The sequence below is a fragment of the Stenotrophomonas sp. YJH_SMC_32 genome (assembly GCF_059369975.1).
This window is the reverse complement of sequence record NZ_JCAFTE010000005.1, coordinates 86,831-102,857: the sequence shown is the minus strand read 5'-3', so window position 1 is coordinate 102,857 and position 16,027 is coordinate 86,831. Positions and strand designations below refer to the sequence as shown.

Below are 16,027 nucleotides of genomic sequence, written 5' to 3'. Positions count from 1 at the left end.
CAGGCATCATGGAAGTCAGCGCGAGAAGCCGGGCACCGGGTCTTGGCTGACCGGCCCCAGCAACCACGATCCCCATTCGGGAAGATGCGGCTTGGCTTCGCGCTCGCCAGGCAGCGGCAGTTCGGTATTGCGTGCCAGCGGCTGCACCAGACGCGGGGTGACGATGATCACCAGCTCCTTGTCCTGGCGCTTGTAGTCGAAGTTGCGGAAGAACGAACCAATGATCGGCAGGTCGCCCAGCAGTGGAATCTTGTTGACGTTGGAGACGATGTTGGAGCTGACCAGGCCACCGATGACGAAGCTCTCGCCATCGCCCAGCTCGACCGTGGTATCGGCGCGACGGGTGGTGATCGAGGGAATCTGCACGTTGTTGAGCACGATCGCGTTGCTGTAGTCCAGGTCGCTCGCCTCCGGCGCCACCTTCAGCGCGATCCGGTTCGGCGCCAGTACCGTTGGGGTCACGGTCAGGCCGATGCCGAAGGGCTTGTAGGTGATGGTGGTGGTGCCAAGCCCCTGCGGCTCCAGGATCGGCAGCTCGCCACCGGCCAGGAAGCTGGCGCTCTGGCCGGACAGTGCCACCAGCGTCGGCTCGGCCAGCACGCGGGCCATGCCATTGCTCTGCAGCAGTTCGACATCGGCGTTCCACAGTCCCTTGGTCGAGCCGAACACCAGCCGGAACGCCGAGGAAATCGGCGACACGGCCTCGTTGCTGCTGTTGCCTTCCTTCATGCCGGGCAGCAGGCCGGTATTGCCGGGCAGGCCAGTGCCGGGCCGCGCGAAGCCATAGGCGAAGCCCCCGTTGCGGTTCTGGAAGTTGATGCCGATCTGCTTCATCGCGGTCTTGTTGAACTCGACCACCTTGACCTCGACCTGGACCACGCCCCCACTGTTGATGGTGGACGCATCGGCAAGCATGCCGTCCTTGCCCAGCGCCATCGCCGCAGTGCGCTGTTCCTGCATGTGCGTGAGCATGCTGTCGGTGCTTCCCTGCAGGAGGCCCTGCTGGTCCTGCTGGGTGAACACCAGCCCGGTACCGCCGGTGCTGGCAGCGCCCTGTACGGCGCTCTGCACCCGTACCGTCAACCGCTGTGGCTCGGCCTGTCTGCGGTGCCACAGCAGCAGGGTGGTGGTACCGGGCATCTTGCCGACCAGCAGCGCCTGGCGCTGCCCGCGCAGCATCACGATGTCGGCCACACCCGGGTCGGCAATGGCCACCCGCTCCAGGTCGGCCGGCAGGTTCCAGGGACGCTGCTCGCGCGCCTGCAGCACCAGGTCATCGGCGGCCACGCTCGTTGCCGGCGCCAGCAGCACCAGCAGCAGGGCCAGCCAGCGCTGGCGGAGGGAGAGGCGTGGACGGCGGCGACGTTCGGTCATGGATGCACTCGATGCAGGTCAAAGGGAGGCACGGGATGCGGAACTGTCGCCGCGGATGATCTCGATCCCCGACGCGCGCGGTGCACTGCGACGTGGCGCCGGCGCGCGCGACGGTGAATCCGGGGTGCCGCGTTGCGGTGCACTGCCACGTCCGGCCAGCGCGTCGCTGTCGATACCGGCAAAAGCGTGGTTCTCCGGCCGCTGCAGGGCGAGCTGCTGTTCGGCGTCGAGCCCACGCAGTGGGTCGATCACTCCGCGCGATTGCGGGAACAACGCCAGGTCGGGCAGGCCGGTATCGGCGGGATTGCGCAGGGCCAGGAAAAGCTTGCCCTGCTGCGCACCCAGCAGCAGCCGGTTGGCGTCGGCCACCGGTACCGCAAGCACCGCGCTGCGTGCGGGTTGCGGCGCTTCATTGCTGTTGCTGTGCGTGCTGCCACTTCCGGTGATGTCGGCAGCGCGCGGGTCGTTGCGGGAGTCGGCCTCGCTGTTGGAAGTAGTCTCTGTGGCCACCGGCACGATGTCCTGCTGGCCGTAGCTCAGGACGCGCAGGCGCGACAGCAGCAGGCGCGTCTGCGCGGCTTCGCCAGGGCTGTTGATGTTGGGCTGGGCGTTGCGGAGGTTGAGGAAGACGTCGACGAAATCACCGGGAAGGATGCGGTTGCCGGCACCGACCAGTTCGTCCACGGGCACGGCCAGTGCACGCTCGCCCGGCCGCAGCTGCAGCGAGAAGCCCTGAGCCAACGCGCTGCCGTTGATCACACTGCCTTCGGCAATGTCCTGCACCGGCACCTTGCCGGTCACGGCGGCAATGCTGGTAGCGGCGCCGGGGACGGGTGAGGTGCGCTGGGCCAGGCGCAGGCCGTTGGCGCTGATCGGCTCGCCCGCAGGCAGGCGTGCCACGGCTTCGACCACGGTGATCGCCTGCGTCTCGTTGTGAGCGACTGGTGCGACCGTTGCAGGTGCGGCGGGTTTGCGCCCGATCATGAAGGCGATCAGCGCCAGCAGCACGGCCAGGCCGATCAGGGCGACGGCAGCGATGCGGGTCAACTTGAGCATGGAACCGTCTCCAAAGTACCGATCATCAATTGCCGCTGCCGAGATCGAGCTGCGCGACCGCGACGCTGCGGATGGGGGCCTGCATCACCCACTTGTAGAGCGTGGCGGTGCCGGGCAGGAAGGGATGGTTGGCGTAGTCGTAGCTGACCGTCACGGTCATGCACTGGGCCGTGGCCAGACCGGCGCAGGGCGCCTGTGCCGACACCACGATGGCGTTGCTGCCCCCCGCGCTGCAGTCCACGTTCTGCCTGGAAAACTGCAGCAACCATTGCATCGAGGTGCGTGCGGCGACGCAGGCGGCTGTGCGTCGTTCGCTGGCGGTGCCGTAGCGCAGCGAGGCGCGCGCGCCTTCGGCCGAGGCGGTGGCCAGGGTCTGTTGCGCCGCCATGATCATCACCCCGGAGAAGGTGAACAGCAGCAGCGGCAACAGGCCGAGCATCAGCATCAGGGCGAACTCGATGCTGGCGACACCGCGTTGCAGGCGTGGGCTGCGGATGTTCATGGTGCACCTCCGTAGATGCTGGCCAGCACCCAGCCGATGGCGGCCAGTGCCAGGTAGGCTGCATAGGGAATGCCACGCCGTCCCTGGCGGGCGGCCTGCATGTCACGCAGCACCGGATGCGCTTGCCACTGCGTGCTGGTGCGATTGACCTGCATCTGCAGGTGACCGGGCAGCAGCACGCCCAGGCGGCGACCGGCCAGCACCAGCACGGCATGCAACCCAGCCGCGAGGCTCGCTACCAGCCAGACCGGCAGCAGCGCCTGCCAGCCCAGCATCAGGCCCACCACGGCGAAGAACTTCACGTCCCCGGCGCCCATCCAGCGCAGGGCATGGAGCGGCAGCAGCGCCAACAGGCCGATCGCCGCGCCGGCCAGGTGGGGCAGCCACGGCTGGCGCGGCGCACTGAACTGGCCGACCACGATCACCGCAGTGGCGATCACGCATGCGGCGACCAGCCAGGTGTTGGGAACCCGACGGGCATACAGATCACTGATCGCGATCCGCAGGCAGACGCCGATGGCCAACAATCCCAGCACTGTCATCGCACACTCCATCGTCCGTCACTGGACGGTCTTCGCCTGGTTCCATGCGCCCCGCCGTCGCGGCCCTGCCGGCCGCGCGCGGTCGCCGCTCAGGTCGTCGAGCCCGACGCCTTGGTGGCCAGTGCGGAGAGGTTCTTGAACAGCGTTTCGAAGAACCCCTTGATCTGGTCGTTGCCGACCGCAATCAGGACGCCAGCGATGACGGCAGCCAGCAGCCCGTACTCGAGCGCGGTGACGCCGTCTTCTTCCTTCAGGAATTTGCGGATCGATGCGTTCATGACCAATGTCTCCCTCTACCTGTCTGCGGATGCAGTACACCTGCGTTGGGCGGTGGCCCGGCTCCGCCGGGATCGTCCGTGGGCCTCCGCGCGTCCTGGCGGAGGAGGCACGGCGGGACTGGCCCGCTGTGCTCAAGCAGGGTGATCGTTTCCAGGCGGGACATCGGCCGCACGGTCGCGACCGGACGGCCCGGGGCCGGTGGTCGAGGCATCCAGTGATGCGTGCGTGGTCATGCTGTCCCCCTGGGTGCGGCCAGATCAGATGGCCGGATCACCGTAATGTCGACTTTGCCTGAATGGCGGTTGGCTGCAACCGGAACCTATATGCAAATTCGGCAGAAACCCCGGAAGCCTGAAAATTTCAGATGGTTTCTGTGACGAAAATCCGTTCGCACGCAAAACGATTCATTGTCGTGCAGATAATGTGATTTGCTTTGTGGTCGATGCGAAAACCGTGCCAGCCGCTCCGACATTTTCTTCACTTGTGTATCCATTTTCATCATGCCGGGCCGCGGGTTTACCTTTGCCGATTATTGGGCATACTCGCATTCAAGCTCTTGCATTGATTTGTACGATCGCATCGACGCCGGCGCCGCCGGCGTGGCAACAGAAATGGATTCTGGATCGTTGCGCGCCCTGTCAGGCAGTGGGGGCCGCAGCGGATGGCGGATCAACGGGGGGACAACACTGTCATGGTCGATGGTGGGGTAGAGGACAGCGACGACAGCGGCCTTCGGTCCATAGACCTGGCCACGCTGAGCGGCGTGCTTCGCGTCTGTGATGTCGAACTGCTGCTGCTGGATGGCAACGGGCCACGGGCGGCGTTCGCTTCGCGCGTGCACGAGGAAGCCCTGTTCTGCAGCATCACCTGCGGCTTTCATTGCCGTGGCCGTTTCATGCTGCCGCCGGACTGGGCGATGCTGGGGTACCTGCACGCCACCGATGAAACGATGAGCTGGTGCCACGGCGTGCCGCTCACGCCGGGCATGGCGCTGACGATCATGCCGGAGGGCATCAGTGAGTTCACCCTGAGCCCGGGCACGCACATGACCCTGATGCTGGTGCCGGTGGCCCGCGTCCAGCGCAAGCTGACCGAACTGAGCCTGCGCAGCACGCCACCTGCTGGCCAGGCACTTTCGCTGTTCAACCTGGCCAGCGACGCCACGCCGCTGGCGCGCCATTACCAGCAGCTGCACCTGCAGCTGGGACAGGGGGCAGGGCTGCAGCCGGATGAAACCGAGAACCTGCTGCATGAGCATGTGCAGGCCCTGCTGGGCGCCGGTGCGGCGGATCGCCCGGGCTGCACCCGTGCGCGGCGCACGCATTATCTGATCGCGCAGCGTGCAGAGAACTTCATGCGGCTCAACCTGCGTCGCAACATCTACATGAACGAGATCTGCGATGCCGCCGGCGTCAGCGAGCGCGGCCTGCGCTATGCGTTCGAGGACCTGTTTGGAACCTCGCCGAACCGCTACCTCTCCATGCTGCGCCTGTGCGCGGCCTGCCGCAGCCTGTCGATGGCAGACTCCAGCCGTCGCTCGGTGAAGGCGATCGCCCTGAGCTGCGGGCTGTGGGACCTGTCGCGCTTCGCTGACAACTACCGCAAGGTATTCGGCGAACTGCCGCGCGACACCCTGATGCGCGCACCCGCGCAGATCGGCCAACCGGCCTGATCCAGGCCCGGCAAGGGTTTTTGCGGTGTTTATGCCGGAATTGCGTATCCGCTTGCCGATCGTGTTGCCGCTTATGCATAGCCGGCTGCCGATTCCGGCCGTGGATTTGCCGGAATGCGCGATTGCCGTGCCGGATTGAAGTGCACCGCCCTCGTTGCAACCGCTGAAATGTCAGTCACCTGCCTAGCGGCAAGTCCACAGACATTCCAGTTGTTCGCCTACGGGGGAAATGCTCATGAACCGCATCTACCGGCGTGTATGGAACCGCCAGCTCAATGCTCTGGTTGTGGCCTCGGAACTGGCCACCGGCGACAGCGGCGGCAGCGCCGCACGCGATCCGCGCGCCTTCCTGCTGATGCCCACGGGCCTGACGCTGGCACTGCTGTGTGCGCTGGCCAGCGGTCACGCTGGGGCCTCGGAAACCAATCAATCGCTGCGTGACCTGCAAGCACTCGCGGCAAAGTATGCGCAGCCGATGCCGGTCAAGGTTGACGCGGAGGTGGCCCTGGCTGCCGCCGCGCGGCAGGCGCAGAACAGCCCCGCAATCAGTGCGGATGCTCGTCTGGGCCTGCAGTTGAATACCACGTCGCTGCCGCTGGTACCTGACGTGTTGCCGGCCACCGTGCAGGTGAAGCTGGCAGCTAACACCGTGCCGAAGCAAGTGGCCGTGCCGGCGCTGGCGGCTGATGTCCGCGCCAATGTTGGGGTGGGCAACGCTGCGGCCAGGGCGGCACAGGTGGATGCATCGCTGGCTGCGCACGTCGCGCCCGGCGCCCAGGCGCCGCTGGGCGTCGCTGCCGATGCGCGCGCCAGGGCCAAGGTCGGCATCGCTGGCCGCCAGGTCGCTTCGATCGATACGGGTGCCCGGGCGGCCGCCGGCCTCAGCGGTGCAGCCGCCGGATCACTGCCTGGGCTGAAAGCCACCGTCGACGGCAAGGCCGACACGCATCTGGCGGTCGCTGGCCATCACATCGAAGGGCAGGGCCAGGCCCGGGCGACGGCGGCAGTCACGCTGCCGGCCAAGGAGGAGCTGCCGGGTGAAACCCATGATCGTGCCATCAGCGCCGCGTTCGATGCCGGCGTCGCCGGCAAGGTGCGCGTGCAGGCGCCGGACGGCCAGGAGGTAGTGGCCGATCGCAACCTGAAGCTGGCCGGACAGGCGACCGTCGCGGCGCAGCACAGCGCACTGGGCGTCGGCAACCTGGTGGGTGGTGCGGTGGGTGCTGTCGGTGGGACGCTTCACAGTGCCGCGGGTGCAGTTGGTAGCGCGGTGGGTGGCGCGCTGAACGGTACAGTCGGCACGGTTGGCGGCGCAGTGGGAGGCACGCTCAACAACACGGTAGGCGCAGTCGGCGGCGCAGTGGACGGTGCTCTGAACGGCACTGTCGGTACCGTTGGAAGTGCAGTGGGCGGCGCACTGAACGGCACCGCCGGCCAGGTCGGCAGCGCCGTGGGCGGCACGCTCAACAACACGGTTGGCGCAGTCGGTGGCGCAGTTGGTGGTGCTCTGAACGGCACAGTCGGCCAGGTTGGCGGCGCCGTGGACGGTGCTCTGAACGGCACTGTCGGTACCGTTGGAAGTGCAGTGGGCGGCGCACTGAACGGCACCGTCGGCCAGGTCGGCGGCGCCGTGGGCGGCATTCTCAACGGCACCACCGGCAGCCCCACCGGCGACCTGGGCGGCGTGCTGGGCAGCACGCTGGGCAGTGTCGGAAGCGCGGTGGGCAACCTGCTCAACGGCAATCTCAATGGCACCGTCGGCAACCTGGGCAGCGCCGTGGGTGGCCTGGTGGGAGGCACGCTGGGCAGCCTCGGCCTGACCCAACCCTCGGCGATTCCGCCAACCAGCCCGAAGGCGCCCGCGCCGGCCGATCCGAATGCTGGCCTGATCATCGGCACCGGTGGCCTGGTCGGCAATGTCGGCCAGCTGATCGGGCCGACCACCACCAGCCTGTTCGGCGGCAACGGCTACCTGAGCAACGGCAATCTCAAGCTCAGCAACGCCAACGTCATGCAGACCTATTCGACGGTCAATGTGCTGGGCCTGCCGGTAGTCAACCTGTCGCCGGTCGGCAGCACGCTCAATGGCCTGGGCGGCGCAGCCACGGGCGGCAGCTCGCACCTGACCCTGATCGGTGGCGTGACTTCCGACAGTTACATCTACAACATCAACAACGGCAATCCCGGTGGCCTGCTGGGCCTCCTTCTGCCAACCGACTCGCCGGCGTGGGCGGCCAAGTGCCTGGACATCGCGCTGGCCGATATTTCCTGCTGGGCGGTCAACGCGGCACAGGACTACCAGGTGTTGATGGGCGATGGCGCCTTCGCCAACGGGTCCAAGGAAGTGGTGATCGGTGCCAATGCACGCCATGAACTGCCGAAGGTCGATGCCAATGTCGCCTTCCCCGGCGATGGCGTCAACGATCCCAGCAATCCGACCGGCGTGCCGACGGCCGACTATGCCGCCCGCATGGGCCACTCGGTCGTCGTCGGTGACAGTGCCGTGGGCACCGCCAACGGACAGACCCTGCTGGGTGCCGAAGCCACTTCGAACCAGGCCAACTCGGTCGCGCTGGGTTACCGCTCCGCTGCACTGCGCGGCGCTCAGGCCAGCTACAGCGCGTACGGCCTCACCGCACCCCAGGTCTCGGCCGGCGAAGTGTCGGTGGGCACGGCCGGTGGCGGCGAGCGCCAGATCACCAACCTTGCCGCGGGCAGCGCCAATACCGATGCTGTCAACGTGGCCCAGCTGAAGGGCGCCATCAGTCTGATCGACGATGTGGCCTCCGCAGCGGTCACCTATGACCTGGACGGCTCGGGCAACCCGAACTATCGCCGGGTCACGCTCGGCGCAGGCACCGGCACCACCACCATCGGCAATCTTGCCGCCGGCGCGGTCACCGCCGGTAGCCTGGAGGCGGTCAACGGCGGCCAGCTGGCGGCTACCAACAGTGCCATCGCCAGTTTCTTCGGTGGTCGTGCGGCTTTCGATCCGGCCAGCGGCATCTTTACTGCACCGTTGTTCGAGATCAGCACGATCTCCACTGGTGGTGCCATCGCCAAGGGCCTGTATGAGAATGCCACCGATGCCTTCGCCGCAGTCGATGGCTCGCTGGTCAACCTCAATACGCAGATCACCGACATCCGCAACGGTGGCACCAAGTACCTGCGGGTGAACTCGACCGGTACCGAGGCGCTGGCCACCGGCGCCGACTCGATCGCGGTCGGTACCAACGCCCGCGCCACTGCCGCCAACAGTATCGCGGTGGGTGCCGGCAGCCTGGCTGACCGTGCCAACAGCGTGTCCATCGGTGCGGCCGGTGCCGAGCGCCAGGTCACCAACATGGCAGCCGGTACTGCTGCGACCGACGCGGTCAATGTTGGCCAGCTGCAGGCATCGGAACAGGGCGCGCTGCGCTATGACCTCAACGCCGACGGCAGTGTCAACTACGCCAGCGCCACGCTGGGCCAGACCGGCACGGCAACCACGCTGCGCAACCTTGGCCCGGGCCAGGTCAGTGCCACCAGCAGTGAGGCCATCAATGGTGCCCAGCTGTTTGCCGCCAACCAGGCGGTAGCCACCCATCTGGGCGGTGGTGCCGCGGTCGATGCCAACGGCGTACTGACCGCACCGACCTACTCGATCAACAACGTCGCCGCCAACGGCACCGTGACCAAGGGCAGCTACAACGATGTTGGCACCGCGTTCGATGCAGTCAGCAACTCGCTGGCCAACGTTGCCGACCAGACCGGCGAGATCGACAAGCTGGCCGTGAAGTACGACGTCGATGGCAGTGGCAACGTGCTCAACAGCGTGACCCTGACGGGTACCGGCACCGGCGCGGTGAAGATCACCAACGTCGCCGCCGGCAGCATCCTGGCTGGCAGCAGTGATGCCATCACCGGCGACCAGCTGTTCAGCACGAACAGCACCATCGCCACCTACTTCGGCGGCACCACCGCCTACAACGGCACCACCAACGTGTGGACCGCGCCGACGTTCAGCATCTCCAGCATCGCCACCGATGGCACCTTCACCAGCGGCGACTACAACAACGTCACCGCCGCCTTCACCGCTGTCGACGGCTCGCTGAAGGTCCTAAACCAGCGCATCACCAATGGCGGTGGTGGCAGTGCGTACCTGGCGGTCAACTCAACGGCGGCCGCAGCCACCGCGGCTGGTGCGGAAGCGGTGGCGGTCGGCCCGCAGGCCAGCGCAGCCGGTGCGAACAGCGTGGCGGTCGGCAACGGTGCCAGCAGCAGTGCCGGCAACAGCGTGGCGCTGGGTGCCGGTTCGGTCGCCAGCGTCGGTGCACAGAGCGGCTACACCGGCGCCTACGGGCAGACCGGTGCCAGCAATTCGGCCGGTGAGGTCTCGGTCGGCAGCAGTGGCAGCGAACGCAAGATCACCCACGTAGCCGATGGCTCGGACACCTATGACGCGACCAATGTCGGCCAACTGAAGAACGGCGTGAACTACGCCATCGACGAGTCGAAGAAGTACACCGACCAGAAGATCCAGAACATCACCAACGTGGCGGGCAGCTTCCGCGCCAACAACACCAACAACCTGGCCGATCCGTCCGCCAGCGGCGCCAACTCGGCCGCCGGCGGCGCAGGCTCCACCGCCGCCGGTGCCAACTCGACCGCGCTGGGCAATGGTTCGCAGGCGCAGGCCGACAACTCGGTGGCATTGGGTGCGGGTTCGGTCGCGAACCGGGCCAACACGGTCTCTGTCGGTGCCGCCGGTGCCGAACGCCAGGTGGTCAACGTGGCAGACGGCTCGCAGGCCACCGATGCGGTCAACGTGCGCCAGCTGCAGGCTTCGCAGCAGGGCACGATCCGCTACGACACCACGGTGAACGGCGCGACCAACTACAACAGTGTCACCCTGGGCAGCACCAGCAGCGGCCCGACCACGGTGCGCAACGTCGCCGCCGGTACTGCTGGCACCGATGCCGTCAACGTCGACCAGCTGAAGTCGGGCATGGCGCAGACCCTGGACTGGTCCAAGGCCTACACCGACGAGCGCATGGGCGGCTTCGAGCGCGACCTGCGCAAGACCGACAATCGTGCTTCGGCCGGTATCGCGTCGGCGATGGCCACCGCAGCGCTGCCGCAGCCGAGCGAGGCGGGCCGCAGCATGGCCTCGATCGCGGCTGGCAGCTACAACGGCGAATCGGGCGTGGCGGTCGGTATCTCCGGTGTCTCCGAAGGCGGCCGCTGGATCTACAAGTTCAGCGGTTCGACCAACAGCCGTGGCGAGGCCGGTGTGGCCGTCGGTGCCGGCATCCAGTGGTAATCCCCGCCGCCGGGCCGCACCCGCGGCCCGGCATCGCGGAAACGTCTACAGGGGGAACGACATGAAACAGCATCGCATCGCCCGCGCCGGCCAATGTGCCGCCACGCTGGGCCTGATCCTGGGGATGGGCCTGCTGGCCGCCTGCCGCAGCCATGCGCCGGCCGCCGACGGTCCTGCCGAAGCCACCGCCGTGCACTTCCCGGAGGCCTCCAAGGCCTCGCTGAAGGAAGGCATCTATCCCGACGTCGCCGACCTGCGCCGCTTCGCGCCGGGCATGAGCAAGCGGCAGCTGTACACGCTGCTGGGCACGCCGCACTTCAATGAAGGCATGTGGGGCGTGCGCGAGTGGAACTACCTGTTCAACTTCCGCACCACGCAGGGCGCGGAGTACTTCACCTGCCAGTTCCAGGTGCGCTTCGACAGCAAGGGCATCGCGCAGGGCGGTTATTGGAAGCCGGAGTCGTGCGCGGCCGTGCTCGAACCGCCGCGGCCACCAGCGCCGCTGGCACCGGCACCGCTGCCGGAGCAGCCCCTGCGGCTGTCGGCCGACGCGCTGTTCGGATTCGACAGCGCGGTACTCAGCGCCGAAGGCCAGCAGGCGGTGCAGGGCATCCTGGCGCAGGTACGCGAGGCCGCGCAGGTGCAGTCGATCAAGGTAACCGGCTACACCGACCGCATTGGCAGCGCCAGCTACAACCAGGCACTGTCGCAGCGCCGCGCCGATGCCGTGCGCAACGCGCTGGTGCAGGGGGGCGTGCCTGCAGCCAGCATCAGTGCCGAAGGACGCGGTGCGGCCGAGCCGATCGTGCAGTGCGAGCAGCGCAACCGGCGCGAGCTGATTGCCTGCCTGGCGCCGAACCGGCGCGTGCAGATCGCCGGGATGGCACAGCCACGTTGACCTTCCTGCGCCGGGGCGATGCCCCGGCATCCCGAGTCCCCCCTGACCGCCGGCAGGCGTGGCAACGTCTCCCCCGTCGTCCACGCCTGCCTGCGGCTCAGGTTTCCAAACGGTGCACGCGATGAATGCCCAATTCCTGCCCCTCTCCATGAAGACGGAAGCTACGCTCAGCGTGTATGGTCAGCTCGGCAACCATGCCGTGGTGCGCATCCCCGGGCGGCGCCTGCCGGGCCTGATCCTGCAGGCCGATACCGTGGCCGGGTTCCTGGCCCAGCTGCAGGAAGCCCAGGCCTGCCTGCGCAGTGGCCGCGCACAGCGCACCGATGCCGAGCTGGACATGCTGATCGACGTGCTGCAGCAGTGGTACGCCCTGATCGAATCGCGCCTGGCCGACGCCGGCGAGGCCCTCTAGCAAAAAAGGGACGGAGGGGATTAAGTCGTTTCCGGCACAACCGGGGCATATGCGACTTAATCCCCTCCGTCCCCTTTTTTCAAGCGTGGGCGCGGATCAACCAACAGGCGGCATCCACGCGAACGCGGTCACCTTCGATGAACGGCGCGAATGCGGCCAGTGCTTTTTCGCGAAGCACTGCGGCGCGGGCTTCCGGCATCGATCGCAGGGCCAGTCCCAACGGTCCCAGGTGACCAACATAGGTCGGCAGGTCTTCGCGGGCGAGCGAACAGGGCAGGTCCACCGCAACCACTTCCACGTCATTCCAGCCGGCGGCCTGCAACAGGCGCTGCACACGCTCGCCATCGGCAAAAGCGAACTGTCCCGGTGCGCCGGGTACGCGGGGCGGAAGATCCAGTTCATCGCCAATGGCGCGCTCGGCGGTGGTCATGAACGGATTCTCCCCGGCACTGCGCCACGCGATGAAGCGCAGCCCAGCGCCCGGTGTCGTGGCACGATGCAGGTTGGCGAACGCGGCCTGGCTGTCCTCGAAGAACATGACGCCCAGCCGCGACTGGATCCAGTCGAAGTGCGCGGGCGGCAGCGGATGGCGCTGCGCGTCTGCCACGATGAAGTCCGCATCCAGTCCTGCCGCCTTGGCGCGCTGATGGGCCAGCGCCAGCATCGGCGCGGAGATGTCCAGGCCGGTGCAATGTGCCGCGGGACGCGCTGCGGCCGCGGCCAGCAGGCTGGCGCCGGTGCCGCAGCCGATGTCGAGCAGTTCGGTAACGGTCTCAGGAAGTTCGGTGACCAGCATGTCAGCCATCGGCTGGAACAGGCCGTCAAGAACAGCCTGTTGCGCAACCCACGCCTGGCCGCCAGGGCCGTTCCACAGGGCGTTCTGATCAATGGGAGATGTGCTTGCCATGGCCTTGCCTCGCCGGGTAGTTGCCCATAGCTTGGTGCTTGAAGGTCACTTGAGGTCAAGCCCGTGCGCGAACTGGATATCGGCGAGGTGGTCAAGCGCAGTGGCGTGCCGGCCTCGACCCTGCGCTACTACGAACAGCTGGGGTTGCTGCAGGCGCTGGGGCGCCGCGGCCTGCGCCGGCAGTACGACGCGCAGGTGCTGGAACGGCTGGCGCTGATCGGCCTGGGCCAGGCGGCCGGGCTGTCGCTGCAGCAGATCGGTGCATCGCTGCCGTCGCAGCAGGGGTGCATCTCACTCGACCGCGAGGCACTGCTGGCACAAGCCGAGGTGCTGCAGCGGCAGATCACCCGGTTGCAGCGGGTGCGCCGGCACCTGCAGCGCGCAGCGGCCTGCCCGCAGGCGGAGGATGCCCGCAAGTGCGGTTCGTTCCGGAAACTGTTGCGCGCGCAGCAGCGGATGGGCGGTTGAATCAATCGCGGGTACTGACTTCCCACGTGGCATGCAGCACGCCCGGCACCTGCTCCATCCGTGCCAGCACCACGTCCAGTTCATCGGCACTCACGGCCGTACTGACCAGCACCGCGATCACATCGGTAGGCGCGTCGGCATGCTCGACCACCTGCACATCGCCCACCGGATACTGCGCCGCTTCCAGCGCATCGACCAGGCGCTCGCGCACCCGCGGCACGGCGTCGGCATCCACGCTCAGGCGCACCTCGTAGGTGGCTTCGGTCGCTGCCTCGTTGATCGGAATGCGGTTGATGGCATTCACCAACGGCCGCAGCAGGGTGTTGCCGGCGATGATCAACACGGTCAGCAGCACGCCCTCGGCCAGCATGTCCGCGCCGGTGCAGCTGCCGACCGCTGCAGAGCACCACAGGGTGGCGGCGGTGTTCAGGCCACGCACGTTCATGCCTTCCTTCATGATCACGCCGGCGCCGAGGAAGCCGACACCGGAGACCACGTAGGAGATCACCCGTACTGCCTCGGCACTGCCGGCGATGCGCATGCCCAGGTCGACGAAGGCGGCGGCGCCGACTGCCACAAGCACGTTGGTGCGCAGGCCGGCGGTGCGTTGCCGGTACTGGCGCTCGGCACCGATCAACGTACCCAGCACGAAGGCGGCCAGCAGGCTGACCACGGTGTCGGCGAAGGGACCTGCCTGGAAAGTCTCAATGAAGCGCATGGCCGGAGTCTACCCGGTCGAGGTGACAGTAGATCCACGCCATGCGTGGATTTCGAAAGTGCCAGAAGCGACTTAATCCCCTCCGTCCCCTTTTTGTCGGGTCAGTCGGTGTCGTCGACGCGCTCGCCCATCAGTTCGCGCTGGCGCTTGTCCAGCTCCTCAGCGTAGCGCTTGCGTACGAAGGCTTCGGACACTACGCCCAGCACCTGGCCGTCGGCGCCGACCACGGCCAGTTCATCGGCCTGGGTCTGGTCGAAGCGCTGCATCACGCTGACCACGTCCGCGGACGGCGACAGCGACACGTCACGGTTCTCGGCCAGCTCGCCAATCGCCGTCTCCGGTTTCACGCCGTCGCCGTAGACGCGCGGAATCTGCACGATGCCGGCGTAGTGGCCCTCGCTGTCGATCAGGATCACCCGGCTGCCCGAGCCCAGCGGGAAGCGCTGGCGGAACGTGGCGGCGTCAAGGTCGGACGGGGCGGTGGCCACGCCCTTGCGCATCAGTCGGCCGGCGTTGAGGTTCTGTACCCAGCCCACGTCGCGGGCACTCTTGATGGTCTCCCCGCGCAGGTGCATGCGCCAGGTCGAGAACGAATAACCAAACCACTGCCGTACCAGAGTGCTGGAGACCAGCACCGCACTCATCACCACGCTGGTCAGCAGGAAGTCGTGGGTGCCTTCCAGTACCAGCATGGCCATGGTCATCGGCGCGCCGACCACGGCTGCGGCCAGCGCTGCCATGCCGGCCAGCGCGGCGGAGGTGGCGTCGACCACCGGCACGCCGGTGGCCATGGCCAGCAGGCCGGCGAACAGCGCGCCGACCAGGGTGCCCATGAACAGCGAGGCGAAGAACAGGCCGCCACGGAAGCCGAAGCCCAGCGAGATGCCCGAGGCCAGGCACTTCAGGGTCAGCAGGCCGCCGATCCAGATCAGCGGCAGGTGCGTGGTCAGGTCCAGGTGCAGGGCGCCATGTCCGGACGACAGCACCTGCGGGCTGGCCAGGGCCAGCGGTATCAGCAGCAGTCCACCGACCACCGGCCGACCCCAGGCAGGCAGCGGGCTGCGCTTGACCGTGCCCTCGATCGAGGCGATCAGCCGCATGATGGCAATGCCGACCATCGCGCAGCAGCAGCCGAGCAGACCGTAGATGGCGTAGTCGGCGGCGCGAACGTCGATGGTCGAGGCAGCGGGCAGCAGGTAGGCCTCGATGCCAGCCTGGTCGGCCACGAACGCGCCGGCCAGCGCAGCCACCGCCACCGGCGCCAGTGCGGCCGGGGTGTAGGCGCCGATGACGATCTCGAACGCATAGAACGCGCCCGCCAGTGGCGCACCGAAGGCGGCGGCGATGGCGCCGGCGGCACCGGCGCCGACCAGGATGCGCACGTCATTGCGGCGCAGGCGCATCACCCGGCCCAGCTGCGAACCACTGCCGGCGCCCATCTGCGTATACGAAGCCTCCAGACCCACCGAGGCGCCGCAGCCATTGGACAGCAGGGTCTGGGTCAGCACGATCAGGTTGTCGCGCATCGACATGCGGCCGCCATGCAGGGCATTGGCTTCCACCGCATCGAGCAGGGGCCGCTTGAGCCGGGTCGCGGCCAGGCTGACCAGGCCGACCAGCAGGCCACCCAGCGGCAGCACCAGCAGCGCGGTCCATGTCAGCGAGGGCAGGGAGCTCAGGCGCATACCGTCGTCCAGCCCATACAGCGTGCCCTGCAGCCAGCGCGCGATGCCCGACTGCAGCAGGGTCAGGTAGCCGGCGATCAAGCCGACCAGCAACGCCAGCGCGATGAACCACAGGTCGCTGCCACGCAGGCGCAGGCGCAGGCCCTGGAAGGCCAGATGCAGGCGCGATGGCGAAACAGGCAGTGACATGGTGGCGGCATGATACGCCGCCA

The 16,027-nt window shown here is 67.5% G+C and carries 13 protein-coding genes; 5 read left to right on the top strand and 8 right to left on the bottom strand.

What is annotated here, in order from left to right; genetic code table 11:
• Positions 1–15: 15 nt before the first annotated feature.
• The 5 genes from AC5P7S_RS09515 to AC5P7S_RS09495 all read right to left on the bottom strand — a co-directional run bounded on the left by AC5P7S_RS09515 (position 16) and on the right by AC5P7S_RS09495 (position 3,752).
• Positions 16–1,374: a type II and III secretion system protein family protein gene (locus AC5P7S_RS09515; RefSeq protein WP_065178477.1), complete on the bottom strand. Its 1,359-nt coding sequence runs from the start codon at positions 1,372–1,374 to the stop codon at positions 16–18.
• Between the two features lie 18 nt (positions 1,375–1,392).
• Entirely contained in the window at positions 1,393–2,430 is a 1,038-nt protein-coding gene (gene cpaB, locus AC5P7S_RS09510) for a Flp pilus assembly protein CpaB (RefSeq protein ID WP_095377121.1), read from the bottom strand.
• 25 nt (positions 2,431–2,455) lie between these two features.
• The gene (locus AC5P7S_RS09505) at positions 2,456–2,932 is read right to left on the bottom strand and encodes a TadE/TadG family type IV pilus assembly protein (RefSeq protein WP_005416981.1); all 477 of its coding nucleotides are present in this window, start codon (positions 2,930–2,932) and stop codon (positions 2,456–2,458) included.
• A complete protein-coding gene (locus tag AC5P7S_RS09500) occupies positions 2,929–3,474 on the bottom strand; it encodes an A24 family peptidase (protein WP_095377120.1) in 546 nt (181 codons plus the stop codon). Before AC5P7S_RS09500 ends, AC5P7S_RS09505 begins: the two co-directional genes overlap by 4 nt.
• An 89-nt stretch (positions 3,475–3,563) precedes the next feature.
• The gene (locus AC5P7S_RS09495; protein WP_005416979.1) at positions 3,564–3,752 is read right to left on the bottom strand and encodes a Flp family type IVb pilin; all 189 of its coding nucleotides are present in this window, start codon (positions 3,750–3,752) and stop codon (positions 3,564–3,566) included.
• A 692-nt stretch (positions 3,753–4,444) separates the two neighbouring features.
• Between AC5P7S_RS09495 and AC5P7S_RS09490 the strand changes: the two genes are divergently transcribed.
• From AC5P7S_RS09490 to AC5P7S_RS09475, 4 genes are all read left to right on the top strand, one after another.
• Entirely contained in the window at positions 4,445–5,425 is a 981-nt protein-coding gene (locus tag AC5P7S_RS09490) for an AraC family transcriptional regulator (protein WP_005416978.1), read from the top strand.
• Between the two features lie 235 nt (positions 5,426–5,660).
• A complete protein-coding gene (locus AC5P7S_RS09485; protein ID WP_095377119.1) occupies positions 5,661–10,727 on the top strand; it encodes a YadA-like family protein in 5,067 nt (1,688 codons plus the stop codon).
• 61 nt (positions 10,728–10,788) lie between these two features.
• Entirely contained in the window at positions 10,789–11,625 is an 837-nt protein-coding gene (locus tag AC5P7S_RS09480; RefSeq protein ID WP_095377118.1) for an OmpA family protein, read from the top strand.
• Between the two features lie 148 nt (positions 11,626–11,773).
• Positions 11,774–12,037, top strand: a complete 264-nt coding sequence (locus tag AC5P7S_RS09475) for a DUF6959 family protein (protein WP_223224455.1) — start codon at positions 11,774–11,776, stop codon at positions 12,035–12,037.
• A 79-nt stretch (positions 12,038–12,116) separates the two neighbouring features.
• On the opposite strand, the gene AC5P7S_RS09470 is transcribed toward AC5P7S_RS09475, so the two are convergent.
• The gene (locus AC5P7S_RS09470; RefSeq protein WP_095377117.1) at positions 12,117–12,944 is read right to left on the bottom strand and encodes a class I SAM-dependent methyltransferase; all 828 of its coding nucleotides are present in this window, start codon (positions 12,942–12,944) and stop codon (positions 12,117–12,119) included.
• 63 nt (positions 12,945–13,007) lie between these two features.
• Here AC5P7S_RS09470 and AC5P7S_RS09465 point away from each other — a divergent pair, with 63 nt between their 5' ends.
• Positions 13,008–13,412: a MerR family transcriptional regulator gene (locus tag AC5P7S_RS09465; protein ID WP_005416971.1), complete on the top strand. Its 405-nt coding sequence runs from the start codon at positions 13,008–13,010 to the stop codon at positions 13,410–13,412.
• A gap of 1 nt (position 13,413) precedes the next feature.
• On the opposite strand, the gene AC5P7S_RS09460 is transcribed toward AC5P7S_RS09465, so the two are convergent.
• Both AC5P7S_RS09460 and AC5P7S_RS09455 read right to left on the bottom strand, forming a co-directional pair.
• A complete protein-coding gene (locus AC5P7S_RS09460; protein ID WP_005416969.1) occupies positions 13,414–14,130 on the bottom strand; it encodes an MgtC/SapB family protein in 717 nt (238 codons plus the stop codon).
• Positions 14,131–14,231: 101 nt separating this feature from the next.
• Complete coding sequence (locus AC5P7S_RS09455) at positions 14,232–16,004, bottom strand: chloride channel protein (protein WP_050562703.1); 1,773 nt, start codon at positions 16,002–16,004, stop codon at positions 14,232–14,234.
• Positions 16,005–16,027 lie beyond the last annotated feature (23 nt).